Source organism: Pseudomonas sp. H1_D04, from assembly GCF_054683855.1.
The window spans coordinates 5,469,311-5,492,508 of sequence record NZ_CP162826.1; the positions used below are offsets into that span (position 1 = coordinate 5,469,311).

Consider the following 23,198-nt stretch of genomic DNA (forward strand, 5'->3'; position numbering starts at 1 on the left):
CCCGCCACCTCTCAACCGAGCAGCACAAGGGAAAGATCATGGTTTTGAGAAACTTGCTAAGGCGGCCGAGAATAAGGTGGCGCAGCTGGACGTTGATGAACGTGTTAGACCAATAGTAAACTTTTGAGCTTCCACGCCCTGCACGACCAGCATCAAGTCACCCATCTATAAATGACCCTGCCGAACTCAACAGGGCCTTTGATTACCAAAGCGAAAACCTATTCCGCTGAAACAATAACAGATTTAGATATATTGGTTACCACTGACATTTCTACACCAGTACGAGGATTCCCTTCTAAGTGAATCATGTTTAGCAGGTGCCTATCGCTAATGCTTGAAAACTTTTGAGCCATGTGGCGGGCCAAGGATTCACTCGCGGTCGTAAGTACAAGATTCATATTTGGCATTGAAGTGGCTACAAGCCGGAAGATATCCAGCATCGCGACCCGATTTAGATCATCCAAGTGGGCTATAGGCTCGTCTAGGAAGAAGCTCCCGCCGGTATTACGAGCACGTGCAAGGTACAGCGAAAGCGCAAGATCTTGTCGTTGACCTTGGCTGAACTTGCTTTCCGCATCGAGTCCATCTTCGCGCCCATCCGCGAAAGCTGTCCAGTGGAAATGATCCGTACCCTGCGATACCCCTAACCCCTTGTAAACCTCGTTCGCATGCATGCGCGAGAACAGTTCGCCGGCTGGGGCCAGCAGGACATCCAAACTTGCAGAAGTCAGCGATTTTACATGAGACGCATATTGCTCAATAGTTCGATCAGCATCAAGAATGTATTTTGTTCCCACGTCCAACATTGCTTGGAACCTGGTGCGTTCCTCGTGGAGCTTTTTGAGTGCACTAGCGTCAGAGTCAATATTCGCCACAATATCACACTCATCCAGCAATGCCTTATAGTCACTCGCCTGCCGACGATGAAGCTCGACCTCCTCAAGCGCAGCGAGACGCCGTTCTTGACTAATGTCAGCGCCTTCGACGGTTTCAGACCAAAGCCTGGTAAATTGATCGATGGATGCAGACATAGCTGACACACTAGCAGCATAGGAGTTAATCTGTGCTGTCTTTTCCTTGATCGCAGCCGACAGATCTTTCACGATCTTATCAAGTCTAATTCGCTCAGGGCTGAACTCATCCATTTGGCCCTGATAGTATGACGAGTATTTCTCTATAGCATTCTTAACATCTTCAATACGAGCAGCGCAGTCCACCCTTGGGATTAAAGAGAAAAATTTTTCAAGCTCTTGCAGCTCATCAAATATGCCCGCCAGATCAATCGCCGCCGAAATGCGCTCTTTCAGGTATGCAAGATCCTTCACGTCCAGAGACGAGAAGTCTGGCTTTTGCATAATATTTAAATAATTAGTTTTCCCCTCAAACGAGGAAAGTTCATTTTTTAATGCAGATAGCTGATTGACGTACTGCTCATGGGCGAATTGCTCAGCTTTTGTCTTAGCAAGCGCCGCACTCGTTATTTTAGCATTGGCTCTAGCAACATTGAGCTTCTCAGAAGCTTCGTTCAATACCGGAGTCAAACTCACACTGGCGGCAACTGAATCTCGCAGACGTTTTGAGTCTTTCCAGTCGTGAGTACAAAGAGGACAATGCTGGCTATCGGTAGAATTAAGCAACTCAATGCCTAACTCTCTTAACCGCTCAGCTGTATTGGCATACGCATTAAAATTAGCGCTCTGACGGATCAACTCCTCGCTCGCGATCTTTTCAGCATTGACAGCACCTTGTAGATCCACAGGCGGATATACATAACTTGCCTCTAAGCGTCGCTGCTCCTGCACCAGCTTGTAGATTTTATCCGAATTTTCCACTAAAACGTCTAGAGAGTTACGCCACTCAATCTGTTTCGTTTTTACCCAGCTGAGCTCAACGAAATTGCCAAATAGTGATGACTGGGTAATTGGCTCTTGTGCGAAGTACTCAGAAACACTGGAAACCGAAACAATGGACTGCCACTTATTAAAAATCGCCAGTTTTTCTTTAGCCCAGGCTACCGAGCGCTCGCCATCACCGTATTTTATATTCGCAATACTCAATGCATCAGCATTACTTCTTTGCTGCTCCGTAAGGCTCAAGTTTTCAGTGGTGAGCTCAGTGATAGAGCGACGAAGAACCTCGACCTGCTTCAGTGATGCATGATAATTATCCCATTGGCTCTGCAAATCTGTCAGGCCTTGGAAACGCGATTGTGCACGCTGCTCAAACATGCGCACCCGCAATTTGGCTTCTCGCAGTTCACTGACAAAATTAGCACCACTTGACAAAAGGCCGAAGCGATCACTTACGACTTTCAGATTGGAGATTGCTTTAGAACTACCTGGAGCACTCTCCTTTAGTCTGCGCTCAGTTTCTTCAATATCATTACTGAGGCGCTGAATATTATCCTGAAGCCCTCTTGTACTGGGCAATGCCCCTCTGTAATCCTTCAGGTCGCGAAGGGTACTGGTGATGTGCCCAAAGCCTAGAATGTCAGCAAAAATCTGCTGCCTGTCTTCAGCACGATTATTATCGATGAGCAACGAAAGGGAATTCGAATACAACCAGCGGCTATTACGTAGCCAGCCACGCTTTGCCTTTTTGGCCGCATATGTCGTCCTTCCAGAGATCGACTCAGGAGTGAGCAGAGAGAGCAGCTTTTCTTCGCTGCATTTAACGAATTTTCCTCCGTCTCTGGACAGCCAGAAGGCACTTTTTTCCCGTTTCATCTCATGGGGAATACCCCCTATGAGGCAGGTGGCAGAGACACGTGGTTCACCCTCCCCCCACTCACATTTGATATGTTCGCTATCTAGATCTTCTACTTCTCCAGTAATCAGCCATTCTAGCGCATAGCAGATCGTACTTTTGCCCGTACCGTTGGCTGCATAAATCACCGTCAGGGGAGCGTCCAAGGGGATTACGAGTTGGCCTGGAATGCCTCTAAAGTTATTGACCTCTACAGAGAGGAATTTGATTGGGAGATTATTCATTGAGATTCCACTCCTTTCCGTGAAGCTTAGCAAGATCTTTACTACCCATGTTTTCTAGCGCGTCCAACAACCCCTTCGCGTCCATATCATCCGGAGTGTAAGGCGGGCTGACCGGGGGAGTTTCCGATCGACTCAGGCCTATCGGAGTAATTCGCTCACATCGTTCCCACTTAGACTCACCCTGAACGACAACATGCTTGCGCACAAACAAAGTATTTCTTTCAATTGTCAGAATAAAACCTTGTATCTCTTCGCTTGGAGATACCGCCATCACAAGGTAACCATCAACTACAGGCTTTTTCCTTTCACGCTGCAGGATACGCGCGTCTAAATAGTTTTCAGCACGCTTGGCCATTTGCTCAACGTCGGATACCGACTTATTCGTCAGGTCAACCAAAAGTACCGAGGCGAACTCAGACTCCCAATAGCCGAGTTGACCAGGAGCTTTACCGTGAGTCCACTTCTGATCGTCACTAACCATGAATTGCTCAACAGGCACAGGTTGAAATTGAGCATCCGAAGCTCTTTCGTTCATGATTTCCAACAATTGATTAAGCATCTATTTCATTCCTGCGCTGCATAACAACCTCCATGAATTCCTCTGCTGTTTTATCGGCATCTGGAAGGCACTGATCCTCGACTTTCCTCAAGTCAAAAAGATAAACACTTCGAGGAACCACCGTATCAGTAAATGAGCGGTGCACTGGCGGTGTGACGGTGATGTCATATCGACCATGACTAGGCTTAGGTACTTTTATACTCCCCCTACCTTCGGCAAACACAATCAAACTGGGGTGAGCACTAGGCTGCCTCGCCCATTCGAAAAGCTGCGCCTCCATATCACGAACAGCATAATCAGAGCTCGACCACGCCATTATGCTTACCTCCCCCAATACGGGATCACTGTAGCTAATATGTGCATCATGACGAGTCACTACCGACCATTGACTCAACGGCGAAAGATTTATGAAACTCAATGCATCAATGGAGCGCATAACGCTCTCTCCTGCAGCAGACAAATCCTCTGGCGAGAACTCTTTATCTGTTCTTGTCCCATAGCACGCCCGATAGCTAAATCCTTTGCAGTCCGTGAGCACACCATTTTGCACTAGCGCATTGAGACTATTTCGTTCGTTAAGCACCGCCGGGAGATAGCCGTCTATGGGAGGATGCCGATCAAAAAGCTCATGAAACTCCAATGACTCTGGAGATAGCTCATCAACGACTTGGCCCGCGACCAGGCGTTGAGTTTTTACGAGCTTGAGAATCGGCTCTGCAGTCCAGTCCAAACAGAACATAAGCAAACCGCTGGAGCTGCGGCGCATGACTCTGCCGGCGGGATCGATCAAGCGCAATGAAGACCGGGTAGAAAGCCCATTGTCGGTACCCGGGAATATTCCGGTGACGCTCCACATGTGAGCATCACATTTTGCCAGTTTTGCACTATTGGCCGTGGCGATCCCAATCACCGCAGAAGCTCGTTGACCGTAGTAGTCGGAAGCAGCTTTAAGCACGCTGCTCACACTGGCCACATGCTGAGAGGCTAAGACCAAATTTTGTCGATTTGCTGAGTCTTCGCTGTGGCTTGCGATGAGTCTTCGCAATTGAGAGCGTGAGTTTGTCAGCGGGTTAGTGAAATCATTACCCAAGGTTGGCCAGATAATGACGTCCTTGAAGGCAAGCCGAAGCGACATACTGCCGTGATCCAACGTGGGATCGCCGGTTTCATTTTCGACCAAAACATAACATTTGTATGTCCCTTGGTCTGGATCCGAAACCCAGCACCAGCCGCCTTTGAAGCGGTTTTCAGCAGCTGGCAAGTTAGGATCAATTGATATGAAATCGTCAGACTCCCGCCAAGCGATTAATTGCTCACCTCCAACCTCGCCACACCCCAAAAACAAAATAAGAGAGTAAGGGTAATCTTTGACTAAACGATCAATTTCATCCCAATCCGCTGGAATAGCCGCCTGTGCTCCAGCCGTTACGACCACCGGTCGAGAGCCAAATTTGGTCTTTATAGTTCCATTCAACGGGCATAGCATACCTCGAAGAAAAGGTAGCAGTTCAGCGCCCTGGATCAGAGAGATGTTGAAGCTTTTGTGATCACCGAAGTCAGAATCAAAATACTCAGTTCTAATGGACTTAACGAATTTCTCATCCTGGCTGACGAAACTAACCCCACGACTTTCAAATAGATTTTTTATTTCCTGAGTGATGCGAGCAGCATCTGACTCCAATCTAAAGTAGGTGGACTTTATTATAGGATGCCTAGCAACTAAACTCGACAAGTCGTCCTTCTTGTGAAGGCTTGTGTGAAGGTCATCGATCCGTTCCCAGATTAGATCGCATAGCTGCGCCTTCTTGAGATCCTTCAAACTCGGATGTTTTTTGAGCGTTTCCGAAGCTTTCCATGCTGCTAGTGCTTTTCTCTCGAAGACATCACGAAGATCGACGAATCGCTGCCGCCCTTTGTTAACAAGGAGTTCCGTGAGATCAATCGCCGCGCCATCCGCAACAGCCAATATATATCTAAAAGGCGTACCTTTTGGAGACGCGATTTGAGGCCGAATATGTGCATACAGGAAAAACTTGCATATTTCCTGGATGATTGCATCTCGCTTTACGATTGACTTCAAACGCTTACACTGAATTACACCTACCGGGACAGAGTCTTTAAAAAGAATGACGTCACGCCCTTGGTCAGCACCATCGTTTAGACGCCGAGCTTCGTCATACCAATCGAAGTCTTTCTCACCAACGTTATCGCGGTAAATATCAGCGAGCAGCAACTCGAAATGATGGTCGCCCATTGATTCAAAAGGAAGCTGACCACAGTCGAAAGCAAAGACATCTGGCGTATTAGAGTTACTCTCTCGAAGCTTGTCTTCATGCTCTTCGTCAAAGCATATCTCATCAGGAATCGTCAAAATCTTGCTCCACGCATCGAATCGGCCATGCCGTGAACTCCCACGACTCGCGCTGATCAGGCCTTGCGGCCTGACAACCAGGTTTTTTCTTCAGGAGGAGATCAGACGCGACTGAGCGCCGGCAGCGGGCTCCCTCCCATTTACCAATGCACCCCCATGTCCCGGCAGCATGGCTTTAGGGAGGAGCGATGCCAAACTGGCATCATAGTAAACGGGAGCATCAGTGCTTACCAGACGATCGCATGTTCGCTTGTCGCTTTATCCCGCCTGACTGCATGTGCGAGACCTATCCTAGAGCGACAACGTCAATTGAGGGCGAGGCCCTTAGCACCAATGCACTTGTCTTCGACTGTACAGCACCTCTGGGACGACAGAGGGGAAAGTACGTCAGACGCTTACAGAGCATCGCCATCATGAAAGATTTAACTGCTATGCAAATGAGGAGCTCTATTTCTGAGCCGGATGCACCGCTTGCAGATGGTTGGAAAAACCTGCCTCAGTTTCACAACGCCAGGTCGCCCACAGCTTGCAACCGGTCTCGCCTCCCATGTCCAACTCAAACGCCAACCAATTCCGGGATGGCATCACATAGCGATTAAAACCCGGGAACAACATCATCTCGACACAGTGCTGCACATCGATAGACTGGACCTTGCTGGCTGTGTGGTTCAGCAGCTGAAGAAAAAGCCGTTCGGCCACTCCAATCAACGACGGATGCACCACACCTGACGAAGTAAATTGCTGAATCTGCGCCCAGTTCGACGTTGGCGGAATATCCCTTCGGTAGCAACTGCCCCAGGCCGCGACATGCACGTCCCCAGAAGCAATGGATACACGCAGCATTCTCTGCTCAGCAATTCGAGTCAGCGACTCCAGGAGTCGCTTACGCTCCCCCTCGTGATCCCCGTGCGACCAATGATCCTTAAGGTCATCAGCATTACTGTCGAGCACATGATCCTGCCCAAACGTATCGAGCAACCCTTCAGCCAGCGACAATTTGGGGTGCGCGACCGGAACCGAGGACATGAAGATCAAGTGCTGACATTTGCTTCCCGGATGAGCAGGCTTACCGTCACGGAGCGTGTTGAGCCAAGCCTGCATAGCAGTCCAGGTATCGGCCCCCAGTACTTGGGTACGTGAACGCTCAGTGCGCAGATCAGCAACAAACAACGATACCGGCCCCAAGTGATAACCGAAACTAAAGCCCGGTTGACCATCCAAGAGCGGCAAGGCCAATCGATCTCCATTTAATCGAGCACTCCATTGCACCGGCTCATACTGTGGGTCCTGCTGGGAAACGTTTGCACGTTGGAGCAATTGCAATGGCGGCAAATCATCAAGGGCATGCTGCAACTGAAACACCCAGAACGCCTTGCGCGCATGACGCATCAGCACCTGGAACAACTCGCAGTGCTGCATAGCCGGACTGTAAGACCCCCAACCGTCGAAGATGTCATGGTCGTCCCACATCATCACCGTAGGAATTCTCGCCATCGCATCAGCGGCATCAAGATTCGGCTTGGGGTGCCCCCAGTCACGCCGCGTATCTGGCAGCCAACGATTGGCATAGAGCCCGAAATAGTAGGACTCGATCTCTTTCTCCAGCGCTGCGCTTACCTTGAACGCCAATTGCTCCTTGCGCGACAGTCCGACCCATTTCTTGAGGGACTTCACATCCTCCCAAATCGAGTCAAAGTAAATTTGGTCGCCCCCCATCAGCAGCAATTGGAACCGCTTCAAGCCCTTGTCATGAATTCGTCCTTCGTGCCAAAGCTGTTCCTTGTCCAGCACGTAACCTGCAGCACGTAAGTCACTGTCGTGATTGCTGATCAGGTCAGCCCAGACGGCGTTTTCAGGGCGCACCAACTTGCGCATCCCACTAGGGTCCGAAAAGCCATTGCAAGAGACGTAGGCCATTCTTGGGGCATAGTCTCGACCGGGAATGGAGAACTGCCATTGCGGCCCTTCCTGCCCTACACCAAACTTTACTGTTCGCTCCTGCGCCTGCTGATCACAGCTCAGGTCGTAACGAAGGATGGTTTCTTTCGGACGCTCCAGCAAAACCTTCGGCGTCGGACAAGCTTGGCCGTCAACAGAAAGAACAGGAAATGCGGCGCCAGCTACAACTCCGACTAACGCGGTCACCTGCCACTGCCCGGTTTTGCTGACGCCTCGGAAGGACAACACGGGCCCCACAGTAAAAAGTGCTTTTGACATCCCTGTTATCTCCCTTCAAGTTCGGCGGCAATAACTTTGACAATCTTGGCGCGTGAAGCGGCTCTCTTGGCCAGAATTTGCGCTTCACCTGTTTGATCCAACCATTCCCTAAAACGCTGGAGCGCATGGCGCGTTTGCGACGCATCGCGACAGTTGGCCAGGAAAGCAAACTGTACTTTCTGTACATCATCAGCGACAAAAATACCGAAGGAACCGCTGACAACCGTAGCATCAGGAAAGCCTAACAACGCAGTGGCCTGAGTCTCTGTCGCTCCACGGTGACAGGCGATTAAATGCAACGGTCCTTCTGCACCTTTCAACAGATCAGCATGCTCATGGTCACGCAGAAAAGGCTTACCCACCAGCTCACGCGCAGCAGCAACCGTGAACGCAGCCGGGATTGCATGGACAAACACAACGACATTCACTCCAGCAATTGGAACAATGGCGAACGCTTCGCTAGCAGGAACTTTGCCACCATTGAGCGCCTGCAGTAACACCGCTTCCATCGCTCGTTTGCGCTGACGGAAGTCCATCCGTGTCCAATCCAGCGCCTGGCCCATATCGAAACGGCTCGAAGCCGCAGCGGTTACACCACGCTGGGTCAGAACGACCATCGCATCGAGAAGCGCTTCCTGGACGCGGCTACGCAATTGCTCAACGGTTGAGACCATTCCACCCCTGAAGGGTGTCTGTTGTGCAATAAAGGCCTGGAAGCGCTGATTACGTGCTGTCTCAGCTACCTGGCCATCGCCTGCTGGGATATTTGGCATAGCGATGAAGCGCACCTTCCCCCGAGTAGTGGCTAGTCCCTCCATGTACTCCGCATGGCAAATACCAATGTCGCCGTCACCACTGGCCCAGCCGGCATTGCCATTGGACAGCACCAGTAGCACGTCGCAATCCCTCACGGCTTGCAAACAGGCATCCCAGCTGTCCTGTATTCCGTCTGCGGGAGGTGCATCTTCGTTAATCCAAACTTCAAATATCTGTTTGCCAAATAGCTTCGTTCCCTCTATCTCACGTTTAAGTTGCTCTCGGATATTGCTGAGCGTTTGATCGCTGTCCGCGGGAAAGCGGTCGTTACAACGACTGGACAGCATTACTTTGATTCTCTTTGACTGGGCCATCCCTTCTCCTGCCCCAATTCCGAGGCTTCAAAATTCTTTGATCAATGATTAGACGCGGCGTTGGCAGTGGTCGATTACCTGCTACAGACACGTCCGATTGGCGGTGCCTAAACACCTGCCCGGTTATTGGGCGCCGATTTGGTGACGTACTTGCCCGGCTCAGGTGAGTTAAATGTTAGGTCGCATTTAGTACGCGATGCTGCTTATGCTGAGCGTCCGCTTTTGGCTATGGATTACCGGTCCCTCATGACTTGAAAGCGAATCATCTATGCATAGCTCCGACCCTGAGAGCATGGCTTCTGACAGTAACTGTTGGCGCTAAAAACGGCACCTGGTCGAGCCAATATTTCAGAATTGAATCAGGTTTAAATTTGTTCCTGAAGTTCTTTATAGGCTCGCTTGATATCCCATCGAGACAGAGATGCCCTCTCTCGATGTGCAGTTGCATGTAGCCTACAACAAGCGAATCGACGGCCACACCCACATGGACACGGTAGCTTGTTAGCCCTTCTGCGCTTCCTTGAAAGCAGATCAAGCAATCCCATGAGGACGCCAGTATCCTTCACTCCAAATATCATCCTGTAGTCATCGATCAGCCCCTGGGAACCATGTGCAAGCTCCCCGAAAGGAAAATTAGCAATGCCCCTCTCCCTTAACGACTGCGCATACAAAAATGGCACCAAACACAGCTCGACAAACCGAGTAAGCGTCGGTGTGGCACCCAGCTGCAGCCGCTGGCTAAGCGGTGATCCTAGGCACAATGAGCTATCCGGATTTACGTGATTGTCTCTGGCAGATGAAATTCTTCCTCCAGTCTCGTAGATGACAGGAAGCGCCTTGTCCAACGGATCAACGATGTCCATCCGTATCCGGTACTCGTCAGTTACATCGGGAAGCCCCGCAGCTGACGCAGAAAATGGCAATCGGCCGACAAGTGAAATCGTTCCGTCCACCGTCGGCCTAAACCTCATACGCGGGTAGTCGGCCAAAAATGATTCGATCATCGAATCATGCTTAATCAACCGTTGCTAACCCAAGGACGAGGCGGCTGAGAAACTACAATGGCAGGGGCAGCGACCTGAGGCTGTGCTGACGCAATGCCCAGAGCGGCGGTCGAGGTCGCCGTTTCGAAACAATCCTCGATGTGCTCCACCAGACGTTGCCCATCCAGATCCCTGATTTTCTTGAAATCTTGAAGAGCCTGGCGAACCCAAAGGTGGAAGTGCTCTTTCAATCGATCTTTCTCCCCCTCAGGCATCTTCCAGCGATCGGCGAAGTTCTCCTTAGGGTTCACCGGGTTCGGCACAGTGTCGGAATTACTGGCCACAAAGGTACTAAGGGCGGCGAGGCACGAGGCTACGGCTTCCTTCAATGAGCCACCTGGCTGATAGGCTTGCGCCGCCAACGTGGTGATGATGACTGAAATTGGTTTTGAGTCAGGATTGTCACGGTACATCACATCACGATGACGCTTGAGCAATTGAATTGCCCGCTGAAGATTTGTCTTTCGTTGATAAAATGGGACCTCATCGACTTGCGCTTCCAGCGTGACTAATCCTTTCTCAAAAACTGGCTCTGACTTGGACTCGAACCATTTGCAGTAACCATCCGGATTGCTGACCATCCAGCCAGCGTTTACGTCCTTATAATCTGGACGGCGTTTGTCGGTAATGTAGACTGCAAGATTAGAAACGTCCTGAGCTAGCACCTGCTTGACGCCAAAGCTCTCCATGGTGATAGCCAGCTCCTGGCGCCTACCTTCCTCCACGGGAACTCCGGGCACAACGTCCATATGGAAGCTGACCCCATCTTGGTAGTAGAGACGCCAGCACCGATTCTTTTCTTCCAGAGCTTCCTGAATACGCTTGGCTTCGCGGTACCCCTCCAACTCAATTCCCACCAACTCCTTCAGATCCGACTGGCTGTGAGTCTGCGGGTAAATCCCCTCCCTCAGTTTGCACGATAGATCCAAGTCGTAGCTCTCTCCAGCAAGCAACGGACGGATGGCCGTACCCAAAGCGAACGATCCTTGAACAAAAATGTGGGGATCGTTCGTGGCGACGGTTGATTCAGGTCGGCTGAACCACTCGCCCAGTGATTTATACCGCTGTACCGCTTTCTCATAAGCACTAGGCGGAAGCTCTAAAGCCTCTACTGCGACAAGCAAGCTGCGTTCTTCGATATCCATGTGGAAAGCCCTCATGAAGGTAATGTTGAAAAGATGTTGCTTGTACTCAGCAGGCATCCAACTGGAGCACGCTGCCAGGTGCATGCGGCGGCACGCTAATCGCATGTCTGTCCAAAGTGAAGGCGTGGAACGGCAAGGCTTTAGGAGCCATTTGGAACATGTGGATTCGCGGGTGCAAACGCGACTGGAGCTTCATGCCGAGAGCAAAAATTGCCGCCGCAGGGGCGATCGTACAAATTGAAATTTCTGAGGCGTGGAGCACATCAACCGCATATGCCCATGCTTCCTGGCAGGTATTTCTGAATCTCTCCATCGCCTCTTTGGGTGCCACAACATCAACTCCATAGGTGGTGGAAAATATCCGTATGCGGGACATGTTCAGCATTTCCGCCGTTAGCGCTGCATCGGTGATTTCTGAGGTGATCTCCAGCGTGATCAATACATGCGAGCCAACTTTCACGTCTGGGGGCTTAGTCCACTCGAATTTCACAGCAGGCTCGGAATCGTCAGGGCGCACCCAGGTTCCCGGGTTACGTCGGAAGCTAAACAGCTCTACTCGTCTCGCTTCTCCCACCAACCACCCGCCTAGCAGCATTGCCGGCATGTTGCCCAGTGGGAAGACTGCGAGCTCCTGCGCTTGAGTGCCGAACGCACCATCGCCCCTGATCGCGGTATGGATGTGGAGAATTTGTGCCCGGAAAACTCGCAAGAAGTTAGCCCAATATCCGGGATCGTTTACATCGTTCCCGCCTTGGGCATCGCGTAAGAGATATTCGGCCACACGTTCGCTCACAGGCGTAAGGTGCGCGGCCAACAGGGCCTGTCGGCCATCGTGCTGTGAGTATGTCGTTGTGCGACCGGCGATATCACCTATGAATGCCAAGGCATGCACAATCGGGTAAGACAATGTAGCTGCTTGATTGGTACGCCAGTTGACTCTAGTGGCGACCATTCCCTGAAGTCGTTCCCGGCTAAAACTATCCGGATCGACCTTATCGATCAGCCGATGATGGATGTCACAACACAGCATTATATTCGAGGGTGACTGCGCCAGTTCTGCTGACAGGTGGTCATCACCGCGCGGGCCTTTTGGCTTGGCTGCAACGATGTGGGCGAGGTAACCGTAGTACCCGTAGTTGCTCAAGTTATCCCTGAACAGCTCCACGGGGCAGCCCTCGAATTCACAGATCCCGGCTGACCTTGCGAAAACCCAATTGATGACTTCACTCGGCAGGTTGGGGCGCTTCATGTCTTCCAGCAGAGCGTCGCGCTGCTTCAGAAATGCCTGGACAGCTTTCTTTGTTGCCTTAGCGGGCACAGATGCGAGCAGTAGAGCCGCGAACAACTCAGTGTTAACAGATACATGTGGTACGTCGTCCACTACCGCATATTCAAGCTTGGTGACGAGTTGTTTGTCGCCTGCCCATTGCAAGACCAGGTCTCTGGATAAAACTCCGAAATCCCCGGTGATGGCTTCTTGCGGATCAGAGGTAGTTGCGTCGAACCGAAAAAAAGCAAACCTCCAGCCACCGGTTTCCGTTGCCAGAACCACGCGACTTGTCGAAGAGTGCTGCCATGCCTCAAGCGCGGCACGTAGCTGTTGGTCATACATCGCATCAAGAGGTACCGACACATACCACCCCTACTACCTGCCAAGGCCATGGAAACTAACCAGAACTCTTCAGCTCATGCTCCTAGCAGAGAAGATCAGTTAGCTTTCGACAAAATATGCCATCGCCAGACCACAAACACAACATATGACAATATAAAAACCATATGGCACAACATGTAGTGCCAAGCAAAAAAGAAGAAAAACTGCATCTGCTCCGCGCACAACGCTATCACTGTACATGCAACCACCAAAAAACGGGAAATAATTGGACCCATTTTTCAATACGCATCTCGACCTGCAATGTTGGCTTGAGATAGCTCAATCGCTCTAGAAATGTCGCAATCTTTCATTGAGAGTCAGCACGCGAAACAGCGAACCCGGTAACGGCCAAGCTGACGACTGCCAAGGCATTCTGCGTAACAGCGTCAAAGCCTTCGTAAAACACGCGCAAGGATAATCTCTTGAACCAAATCGCGTCCCGCTCAACTAGCCGGGCGAGTGATGGTGTTCGCGTTATCGAAAAAATCATGACCGTTCAGTAAGCTACCAGCACAGGCGTCGACGCAGTGAGCGACCCACCAAGGATTTCGGAAGAACATGAGTTCGTATGATCTGATCAAAGATCTGGAGAAAAAACTGGCGCTCTACAAAGACACGCACCCTTCGCGTGTGGCCTCTCCAAACTCCCTTCACGAGCGGATCGCTCATTACATTCACGCTGCGCATATCTACCCGAGACCTCTAAACCGAGACAACGTGACAGCCCTGCTAGAGGGGCGAGATTCCTGGCCAACAGTGGCAGGTGCAGAGTTTTGTCTAGCCTACCCGGTGGACGTCTCGGAGCTTGAACAGGCCCGCGTTATCGCATTCCCGGATGACTATCTGGCCGTACAGCCCAAAGTGCCCTCAACCCCCGACATGCCGCCAAAGCTGCGGCATCAGCTAGATGCACACACCCTTCTGTACGAGCTGCGGTACCTCAACGATGTCTGGGAACCCCTGCAGTTAAGACTTTGCCAAGAAGACGTTACCTTGATCGACCTGGCCTTCCTGCGCGATACCTTTGAATCCCGAGCCGAAGGTTATCGGCTGAAGGTAAAGCGCGAAGACCTGAAAGGCGTAGGCACTTTCCTATGGAAACGACTGATAGACGGCTCAGTCGACCCAGATACTGCTTTTTCCAATTACATCACCAGGATGCGGCTGGCCGCTGGCAGTATTGCTATCTTCCAAATCGATTTCGATCTAGATATCGACGTTAAACAGTTCCTTGACTGTGCCTTCAACTATATCGCTGCAGATAAGACACTCTTTGATAGCTGGGCAGACTGCGCAGCCAATGTCGCTATCAGTCACAATCGCGTTAACAACATCATCAAGAAGCCATCTCCTCTAGTGGTGCGGAAAAGACCGGGACAACCTGACGAAGTGAGCCAAGCAGCGGAATCCTATTGTGAGGTTCTTGACTTCTCTCAGCTTGAAAGCATGATCTACAATCTAGCGAGCAGCCCCCCCACCACGCTCATAGAGGGTGCAAAATGGTGGAAAGATGTAACGCATTATCGATTCCAAGGGATCGGAGGCATTAGCGAGCACTTAGTTCACTTAATCCTCCAGCGCGAGCATAACCTTTACTCCCCCAGAGACAGCTTCCCTCTCACCCGGAAACTAATCGATTTAGCCCATCGCTCCCCTAAATTGGTCGGAGCCCTGTTCAGTGATATCTATCACCCTCCCTATCTTTGCTTCTTACTCTCGAACCCGAAGACAAACCAATTTGGCTTGATCGGTGTTTATGAAAATATAGAGCGGAACATGCGCCCTATATCAGAATATGCCTCTTATGAGAAGAACTGGAGTGACTTAGTATGGGCTCAAGCTCTTGAAGTATTTTACAACAGCTACGAGCAGTATGTTCGCCTACCAGCCCTACCCGAAGCTATAGATCAGCTTTGCGAAATGATCGCCTGGTTCGCCAACCACGAGATCAACTACAACTCTCGTCGCAAGTTAATAGCAGACACTCGCCTGCCTAGCCTCCAAAAGACCATAAGCACCGTGAGGTACTTGGATGACTCAAGACAAGTTAGGTACCTCATAGAGGATCACCGCCAAATACTCATCAATCGTGCGCACGAACACCTTAAGAAGGCTCGTATAGGGGACCGATATCTACCCCTCGGAGGGTGGCTGATTTTATTCTGGTGCCTTGACTGGGATTTGGCCTCATCCAAGTCACACCATAATTCGAGTAGCCATGCACTTGATGCATGCGGGGCATTGATCGATAGCTACCTAGGACTGCTGCATGACCGCCTGAATGGTGACACGAATGCGGTTGATGACCCGCTCGCATTTGATGAGCTTGAATGGTTCAACGTCTATATAAACGCATTAGCCGAGCAGCGCGAATGCTGGATCAGTGCTCTTGATGATCAACCTGCGATCGATTCAGGTGACCCCGCCAAAGAAAAAAGAGACACCGTATTCGCTGCTCGCATGCACACCCGATTGCTACTGAAACTTTTTCACGCAAACTGAGTACACTCCAGAGCACTCAGTGGAGAAGCGCATTTTTGCAAGTAAGCTCATTGGTATTATCGAACGCTTTGGCTTCTATTCAGAGTGGCAATCTGGAATTTTCGATTATTTGCATGATAACTCGGACTACAGCCCTATAAAACTTTGGCCAACAGTTTGCAATGTAGCCAACAATTTTACTCCGAAAGAATTTCAAGAGCTAATTGCAATTTTGCGGCGAAGGGAGGCCCCCTTAAGAGCGCTATTTATAATGCTAGAGCGTACGACTGCATATGAGAACAAGAAACTTGTAGTAGGACTGATAGCTGAGCGTAATCTAGAAGAGGCGGCAACCAACTGGACTCCCGAAGCCTTCGACATTATCCTGAAAGCCGCTAACAATGGTCAGATGAAAATTGCCAGGGAATATCTAGACTACGTGAGGAAATACTCTCACAAAACCTTTAAAAACAAGACTTCTGAAATATCTGCCAAACTAGACCTTAAAGATATATTTGACAACAAGAAGCTGCCAGACGAGGAAAAAATCAATAGACTATGCCTGTATAAAATATCCAGCGAAGAACAACAAATCACCAATGAAGTTCAAAGCTTCAAGCGATACCTGATTGCTTCCCTCACAATGTTTGTGGATCATGCCAAAGCACTGGAAATGTTCAGCGGTGTGCTCGATGTAGAACAGACACTACAGAACGCGACGGGTTTGATCAAAGTAGCGCTCTCTTGGCCCACTGACATTGCTCGACCCGAACCACTTGAGTATTATTTAAAGCGCTGGCTGGACACCTATCAAACAACTTTTAAGACGGATCTCGACGCCAAACTCAGCGATGTTGAGCTAAATTACATTCTTCAGCTCTGCTTGGAAACGGAACATTTCGACGATTTCAAACGATTCTGGAATGTCGCATCGCCCCAGCAGCAGAAGGCCTATGAATTAGCTCCACTGAGGGCAGAGTATCTCAAGCGTATGAGAAGCGCCGAAGAAGCACTGTCTTATCTCCAACAGATACGCATTACTCATCGATCTTTCCCACTGGATGTAGAAGAGAAAATCGCTGCCATTGAGAATAGCCTCAGGAGCACCGGCACCGTGGGCCTCACTAAGCCTCAGCCAATCCTCAATGCTGAGATTGACTCCTCTCATGACAAGCTGCGTCTTGCATGGCTTACAATCAAGGACATGAACGCATACGATCAAAGTCAAATATTTATGAATGCCACAACAAATATTGATGAGTACCTGTTCGAATTGGTAGAGCATGTGGGTCGGGAGTTACTGAAACGTAATGGAAATCTCCAGCGCAAAAAATTGGCTCCAGCGTCCGCGAGCACGATCATGCTCGATGAGGAAGACATGATTAACGACTGGTTTGTATCGCTCGTATGTCAACGCATGAGTTTTCTTAATTGGACGATGCCGGATCAGTCACGTACTGGGCGCTCAGGCAGCGGTAAGGGTGTCGGCGAGACTGATGGTTGGGTACGGGATGGAAGGGGAAACCCGCTTTTCCTATTTGAAGGTTTTAGGCTTGGGAACTACATCGACACAACGCAAATTGATGAGCACCTGAATAAGATCGGTAGATATAACTCTATGGGTATGAGTACGGTATTTGTAGTGATCTATGTCGCTACGGAAAACTTCTCACGGCTGTGCGAATCCTATGTTAGACATGTTGAGAAATCCGACTATAGAGACTTTGACGATAATTACAAAAGCGGATTACAACTCATAACAACACAGGGAAATAGCTTTAACGCCAGATACTATAAGGAAACACGTAAAATCAATCAGAGTGATGTGAACATCTACCACCACTTGTTACATCTCAAACCACCCATGGACAGTGATGAGGGTTGATTTGACTCAGACGGATCGAGACGCAGCCCTGCTATTGCTTCGTGAAGCCCAAGCGCGACTGTGGCGGATTACACCTGAAAACGGGCTGCCTAGGCCCTGTATCTCGAGCGTCGCCTCACCCTGTCTCTGCTACCAGAATCCGGCAGATTGGACTACACCAGCACCCGTTCGGTTTCTCCCCTCCAGCGGCGGATCACCCCCGATACCCCGCCAGATGCTTTGCCCCGACTCGAAACGGTGCAAGCCCAGTCCTACTTGCTGTAGGGTACGCTCTAAAGTATCCACCCCCGAATTCGGTCTAAGGCGGCTATTTCTGCCTTGAGATCGATTCCGTCCATCCAGTGCTGGAACTAACGTGCCCGATTATTCTCTTCCCCAGCGGCCATCGTCTCACTTGACCGATAGTCGCGCCAAAACACTACTGCGTGTGGCGCTTCCGCCTCAATGGATACTGCGAGGTAAGCGTCCGGCCAAGTCACCTACCGAACTCCAGCATTAAGGGCGATGGTGTCCGCGTATTTTTAAGCGGACGCGATCGCCCTTATCGCAAGGATTTCCATGCGCCAACGAAGCTCTTACCCGAAACCATTCAAAGCCCAGGTCGTCCAGGAATGCCTGCAACCCGGAGCGACAATTTCCAGCGTAGCCATCCATCACGGCATCAATGCTAACGTGATCCGCAAGTGGCTACCGGCTTACCGGGATCAATCGCCTGCAACCTTGCCGGCTTTCGTTCCGGTAAAAACGGTACCAAGGCGAGCATCAGAAGAGATGGTGATGATCTCGCTGCCTCTGGGTGATAAATCCATCACCGTAAAATGGCCAGCCTCGGATCCGGACGGCTGCGCCTGTTTCATTCGTGGCCTGGCCCAATGATTCGCGTCGATGCAATTTGGCTCGCCACCGAGCCTATGGACATGCGCGCCGGCACTGAGACTGCGTTGGCCAGAGTGGTCGCGGTGTTCGGTGCGGCGAAGCCGCACTGCGCTTACCTCTTTGCCAACCGTCGGGCCAATCGGATGAAAGTCCTAGTGCACGACGGCGTCGGTATCTGGCTGGCGGCACGGCGCTTGAACCAAGGTAAGTTTCATTGGCTAGGCCTCTATCGTGGAACGGAGGTCGAACTCGACCCCGAACAACTCCAGGCGCTGGTACTTGGATTACCCTGGCAACGAGTCGGTGCGGGCGGCGCAATTACATTGCTTTAAATGCTGCCTTTTAACTGAAGCAGTCGGGCTGCTTTGGTAAAATCCACCCCCATGACTTCCTTGCCCGATCTCGACCAAATGACCCCCGAACAACTGCGCACACTCGCTGCGCAGTTGATGTCCAAGGTCGACACCCAGAGCCGAAAGATCCATCGTGATGAAACGATCATCGAACAGCTCACTCACGAAATCGCCATCCTTAAGCGCCACAAGTTTGCCAAGCGCAGCGAGCAGATCAGCCCGGCGCAAGGCAGCTTGCTCGATGACCTGCTCGATACTGACCTCGAAGCCATCGAGACCGAGTTAAAAGCCCTTCATCCCGCTCCCGCACAGGCAGAACCACGCCAGCAACCCAAGCGTGTACCGTTGCCACCGCAGTTCCCACGTACTGTGATCCATCACGAGCCGGACTACACCCAGTGCGCTTGCGGCTGCCAGCTTCAGCGCATCGGTGAAGATGTCAGCGAAAAGCTGGACTACACGCCGGGCGTGTTCACCGTCGAACAGCATGTGCGTGGGAAATGGGCATGTCGGCAGTACGAAACACTGATCCAGGCCCCGGTGCCGGCGCAGGTAATCGACAAGGGTATCCCCACTGCTGGCCTGCTGGCCCATGTGATGGTGGCCAAGTTCGCCGACCACCTGCCGCTGTACCGGCAAGAAAAGATCTTCGGCCGTGCCGGCCTGGCCATTCCGCGCTCGACACTGGCGCAGTGGGTGGGTCAAACCGGCGTGCAGCTTCAGCCCCTGGTCGATGCGTTGCGCGAAGTGGTGCTGGCCCAGCGCGTGGTTCACGCCGATGAAACGCCGGTACAAATGCTGGCTCCGGGAGAGAAGAAAACCCATCGTGCTTACGTCTGGGCCTACAGCAGCACGCCATTTTCGGCACTCAAGGCTGTTGTCTACGACTTCAGCCTCACCCGTGCCGGCGAACATGCGCGTAACTTCCTGGGTATCTGGAACGGCAAGCTGGTCTGTGACGACTTCGCCGGCTACAAGGCCAGCTTCGAACTGGGCATCACCGAAATCGGCTGCATGGCGCATGCACGCCGCAAGTTCTTCGACCTGCATGTGGCCAATAAAAGCCAGTTGGCGGAGCAGGCGCTTCACTCGATTGGTGGGCTGTACGAAGTCGAGCGACATGCCAAGGAAATGAGTGACGAAGATCGCTGGCGACTACGCCAGGAAACGGCGGTGCCCATCGCTGAAAAACTACATGAGTGGATGCTGGCACAGCGTGGACTTGTGCCCGAGGGTTCGGCCACAGCCAAAGCTCTGGATTACAGCCTCAAACGCTGGGTAGCGCTGACGCGCTACCTGGACGATGGTGCTGTGCCCATCGACAACAACCAGATCGAGAACTTGATCCGGCCATGGGCGCTTGGGCGGTCGAACTGGTTGTTTGCGGGATCGCTGCGCAGCGGCAAGCGGGCGGCAGCGATCGCGAGCCTGATCCAGTCGGCGCGCTTCAACGGGCATGACCCGTATGCTTATCTCAAGGATGTGCTGACGAGGTTGCCGACGCAGCGAGCCAGTGAGATCGAGCAACTGCTTCCGCATCGGTGGACGCCTGGCCGATCTGTGCAAAGTGCGTTTACTTTATGAGGGGTGTGTTGACTCGTCTGACGATGCAGCGGGTGAGCGAAATCGAACGACTCCTGCCATAAGAATGGGCGCTTCTTCAGCGACTCAACGCGCGTCTGCCAACCTTAGCTACGACGCAAACTTGATTGCGCCCATTGTTCTGCACTGGTCACTGGTAATCCATGTATTGCGTTGAATGTCATCGCTACATCCCATGCCACACCACGGCCCATAGCAAAAACTGCCCGGTATTTTCGTAAGTTATCGTCAGGTTTTTCTGCAAGGTCTGCTAGCAACTGCTGCACGCTAAGCGCTCGGCGCTCGACTTTCCGTTCGATGACTCGCTCAACCAAATCAGCCAAAGCGCCGTAGGTGAGGGTGTCACCAGCAGTGTAAACGACCTGATTAATAAGGCGCGGGCTGTGCAGGACAATGGCGGCGGTGAGCGTGCCTATGTCCTCCGGTGTTGTCACCGTAACCATGGTTTCAAAGCTGCCCAACGCATTAACCTGTCCGGCGTTTAGGTCAACGACCCCGAAAGCTGGATCGAATAGGAAGCTGGTGAACATGCCGGTGGAAATAATCACCCATTCAGTCCGAGATTGAGCACGTAACAGGTCGCGAACATCCAGTTGCTCGTCAAACAGGTCTTGAGGGCTGCCACGACCAATTAAGTCGTAGTCAACGCCGAACTGCCATGGAATATAACGTTTCACACCCGATGTGAGCGCGGCTTGAGTCAACTTAAGCTGAGTACCCCGGCCCGCAGCAAACCCTACGCAACTGATCACCGTGTCGAAGCGTCCCAGCACCGCCGCAAGCTCTTCGATGGAGGCATTGGTGATGTCAGCTGTCTCAATAGCAACCCCTAGCTTCCTGATGGCTTGAATATCCTGTTGTTTTTCCATTGACGAGTTCTGCACAGTGGCTTGACGCAGCAGCACGGTAATGTTGATCGATTCGGTTGATCGGCCGGCCAGTCCTTGCAATACGGCAAGCCCTAGTTCGCCTGCCCCCAATACCAGAATACGTTGTTTGACGTTTGAAATAGCAGCCTGCATGGTGAGCCCCTGTCTGACGTACTTAATTTGAAGCTAGGAATCTTGTCATGGACATCGATGCGCAAAAAGTAGGTACATCGGTGATACCGAGCGGTCTGGATGCTCAGGAAATCGTGCGCCTTTCACAGAATGCCTGTCGCGAACTGAGCGAGGATGAGGATGGTCTCAAGCGCGATATCCTTAGTCATTCTGGAAACCGATGGTCACTAGGCGTGGTGCATGCGCTGGGTGTGAGTAGCCCCTTGCGCCACGCGGAGTTACGTCGCCGATTGGACGGCGTCACTCAACGCATGCTCACTCACACACTGCGTCAACTGGAACGCGACGGCCTGATCTCTCGACGCGATTTTGGCGAGAAGCCCTTGCGTGTCGAATATGCTCTGACCGAGCTTGGAATGGGATTATTGGTGCAGATGATTCCGCTATGGACGTGGGTGATCGAGCAGTCAGAGGGGTTTAATGAGGCTCGCAAGCGTTATGACGAGCGATAAGGGTGGAATAATGCACTGCATCCTAACGCTCGACATGATGTAGGTGGTTTTCCCGGACGCTTACGCCTTTCATGCCTGGAGTCATTTTTAAATGCCCCCTATGATCACTTACGTGGTTCGACGCAGTCGTCTCACTAACTGAAAGGCGGACAGTTCTTTAGCCCGCTGCAACCGTTAAGAATTAGGGTGGAAATCCATGTTAGGCGCCAGTAAAGATACTCACCCCGCTAAACATGTATCGGCTCATTTACTCGCCCTGATTGCGCAAGCACCTACCGCAGTTGAAGCGTGGATCCATAATATTCGCGCGCAGGAGTTGATATTGAATCTTCAAGTTACAGAGGCCATCTCCAAGCTTGATGGTGAAAATCTGAGGATCCTGTACAGGGTGGCGCTTGAGAAGCGTCTCCATAAAATTGCGAGCGCGTAAGGACGAAATCATCTTAGGCCATAGCGCGGGCAAGACGTCCTTGTTGGCGGTAGCGGTTGAGCATTTACGAGCTTTTGGCGTCTAGGAGAGGCCCTTTGGCCTAATGGGCGATGCTTTACCGCTAAGGCAGAACTTCGCGGGCCGTATCTGCGAGAACCCTGAGCAAATCAAGCAGGGGCTGGCTAGGCTGAAGGCTCAAGGATCTATCTCAAAGCTGTGCTCACGCGACTGCCGACGCACCGAAATGCTACTTAATCACGCAAGGTGTGTTGGGCAGGCGCATACGGACCGGTGGCCCCTGAGGGGTAAACTTGGCCAGCCAGCGCCTTTACACCGAAGCGGCCAGCGTGAATTCATTGGTCGCACCGCTCATGCCACGTGGTCACTTCGGTTAAGTCCTTAACTCACCTCATTCAGCGCCTTGATCAGTTCGATCTTACGCATAGTCGAACGCCCGGCTATTCGGTGTTTACGAGCTCGCTCTATAAGCTCATTTTTGCTCATATCCTCTAATCGCTGATCAGTTCGCGGGGCACCCTGTCGTGTTGCTGCAGCTCGCCGGGCTGATGATTCTCGGGCTTTAGCCTTTTTTGCTTCGGTGGTTTTCTGCCCAGACCCACCCTTCCGTTCGCCGCCACCTGACTGTTTATTAACTGTTCCCCAAGCACGACGTGCTGCTTCATCTTCGGGAACCCCTTTAGCCTCGTAGCTATCTTCGATATGTTTCGCTTTGCGTTTTTGGTTATCGGTGTACTTGTCTTTATCCCCGCGCGGCATGATCGCATCCTCTTAGTGGCTGAGCACATTGCCTACATTTGTGGAGCATCCAACCCAACATTTTATTGTCGTCAAAGGGTTTTGGCCCAGCGGTTCATAACGGCCTGGGCCATCAATTATCGCTTACTGTCGTCCGCCTTTCCTTCCTGCATCTGTACAGAGGACTTGGTGCCGC

At 51.6% G+C, this 23,198-nt stretch carries 16 protein-coding genes; 7 read left to right on the plus strand and 9 right to left on the minus strand.

Features of this window, described 5'->3' with window-relative positions; all coding sequences use genetic code 11:
• Positions 1-218: 218 nt before the first annotated feature.
• The 7 genes from AB4N82_RS25275 to AB4N82_RS25305 all read right to left on the minus strand — a co-directional run bounded on the left by AB4N82_RS25275 (position 219) and on the right by AB4N82_RS25305 (position 13,088).
• Complete coding sequence (locus tag AB4N82_RS25275) at positions 219-2,990, minus strand: AAA family ATPase (protein WP_460103613.1); 2,772 nt, start codon at positions 2,988-2,990, stop codon at positions 219-221.
• Positions 2,983-3,549 carry a hypothetical protein gene (locus tag AB4N82_RS25280; RefSeq protein WP_460103616.1) on the minus strand — a complete coding sequence of 189 codons (567 nt, stop codon included), beginning with the start codon at positions 3,547-3,549 and terminating at the stop codon, positions 2,983-2,985. Before AB4N82_RS25280 ends, AB4N82_RS25275 begins: the two co-directional genes overlap by 8 nt.
• Positions 3,542-5,920: an ABC-three component system protein gene (locus tag AB4N82_RS25285; protein WP_460103618.1), complete on the minus strand. Its 2,379-nt coding sequence runs from the start codon at positions 5,918-5,920 to the stop codon at positions 3,542-3,544. Before AB4N82_RS25285 ends, AB4N82_RS25280 begins: the two co-directional genes overlap by 8 nt.
• Positions 5,921-6,367: 447 nt before the next feature.
• On the minus strand, positions 6,368-8,137 hold the full coding sequence (locus tag AB4N82_RS25290; RefSeq protein WP_134939709.1) for an alkaline phosphatase D family protein: 1,770 nt from the start codon (positions 8,135-8,137) through the stop codon (positions 6,368-6,370).
• A gap of 5 nt (positions 8,138-8,142) precedes the next feature.
• Positions 8,143-9,267 carry a DUF4062 domain-containing protein gene (locus tag AB4N82_RS25295; protein ID WP_460103622.1) on the minus strand — a complete coding sequence of 375 codons (1,125 nt, stop codon included), beginning with the start codon at positions 9,265-9,267 and terminating at the stop codon, positions 8,143-8,145.
• A 1,018-nt stretch (positions 9,268-10,285) separates the two neighbouring features.
• Positions 10,286-11,455, minus strand: a complete 1,170-nt coding sequence (locus AB4N82_RS25300) for a nucleotidyltransferase domain-containing protein (RefSeq protein ID WP_460103625.1) — start codon at positions 11,453-11,455, stop codon at positions 10,286-10,288.
• A 46-nt stretch (positions 11,456-11,501) separates the two neighbouring features.
• Positions 11,502-13,088, minus strand: coding sequence for an SAVED domain-containing protein (locus AB4N82_RS25305; RefSeq protein ID WP_460103627.1), 1,587 nt, complete (start codon positions 13,086-13,088; stop codon positions 11,502-11,504).
• 576 nt (positions 13,089-13,664) lie between these two features.
• Between AB4N82_RS25305 and AB4N82_RS25310 the strand changes: the two genes are divergently transcribed.
• From AB4N82_RS25310 to tnpC, 5 genes are all read left to right on the plus strand, one after another.
• Positions 13,665-15,608: a hypothetical protein gene (locus tag AB4N82_RS25310; RefSeq protein ID WP_460103630.1), complete on the plus strand. Its 1,944-nt coding sequence runs from the start codon at positions 13,665-13,667 to the stop codon at positions 15,606-15,608.
• A 19-nt stretch (positions 15,609-15,627) separates the two neighbouring features.
• Entirely contained in the window at positions 15,628-17,472 is a 1,845-nt protein-coding gene (locus tag AB4N82_RS25315; RefSeq protein ID WP_460103633.1) for a hypothetical protein, read from the plus strand.
• 558 nt (positions 17,473-18,030) lie between these two features.
• Positions 18,031-18,348 carry an IS66-like element accessory protein TnpA gene (tnpA, locus tag AB4N82_RS25320; RefSeq protein ID WP_079380470.1) on the plus strand — a complete coding sequence of 106 codons (318 nt, stop codon included), beginning with the start codon at positions 18,031-18,033 and terminating at the stop codon, positions 18,346-18,348.
• Positions 18,345-18,680, plus strand: coding sequence for an IS66 family insertion sequence element accessory protein TnpB (gene tnpB, locus AB4N82_RS25325; RefSeq protein WP_033951059.1), 336 nt, complete (start codon positions 18,345-18,347; stop codon positions 18,678-18,680). The genes tnpA and tnpB overlap by 4 nt, the downstream gene beginning before the upstream one ends.
• 51 nt (positions 18,681-18,731) lie before the next feature.
• Positions 18,732-20,285: an IS66 family transposase gene (gene tnpC, locus AB4N82_RS25330; RefSeq protein ID WP_460103637.1), complete on the plus strand. Its 1,554-nt coding sequence runs from the start codon at positions 18,732-18,734 to the stop codon at positions 20,283-20,285.
• A 104-nt stretch (positions 20,286-20,389) separates the two neighbouring features.
• Here the strand turns inward: tnpC and AB4N82_RS25335 are convergent, their stop codons facing one another.
• Positions 20,390-21,325: an aromatic alcohol reductase gene (locus tag AB4N82_RS25335; protein WP_105162281.1), complete on the minus strand. Its 936-nt coding sequence runs from the start codon at positions 21,323-21,325 to the stop codon at positions 20,390-20,392.
• A 47-nt stretch (positions 21,326-21,372) separates the two neighbouring features.
• Between AB4N82_RS25335 and AB4N82_RS25340 the strand changes: the two genes are divergently transcribed.
• Both AB4N82_RS25340 and AB4N82_RS25345 read left to right on the plus strand, forming a co-directional pair.
• Positions 21,373-21,816, plus strand: coding sequence for a winged helix-turn-helix transcriptional regulator (locus AB4N82_RS25340; protein WP_056845121.1), 444 nt, complete (start codon positions 21,373-21,375; stop codon positions 21,814-21,816).
• A gap of 196 nt (positions 21,817-22,012) precedes the next feature.
• Positions 22,013-22,246, plus strand: a complete 234-nt coding sequence (locus tag AB4N82_RS25345; RefSeq protein WP_457231347.1) for a hypothetical protein — start codon at positions 22,013-22,015, stop codon at positions 22,244-22,246.
• 399 nt (positions 22,247-22,645) lie between these two features.
• Here AB4N82_RS25345 and AB4N82_RS25350 read toward each other — a convergent pair whose 3' ends face one another.
• Positions 22,646-23,023, minus strand: a complete 378-nt coding sequence (locus tag AB4N82_RS25350; protein WP_078828235.1) for a termination factor Rho — start codon at positions 23,021-23,023, stop codon at positions 22,646-22,648.
• Positions 23,024-23,198 lie beyond the last annotated feature (175 nt).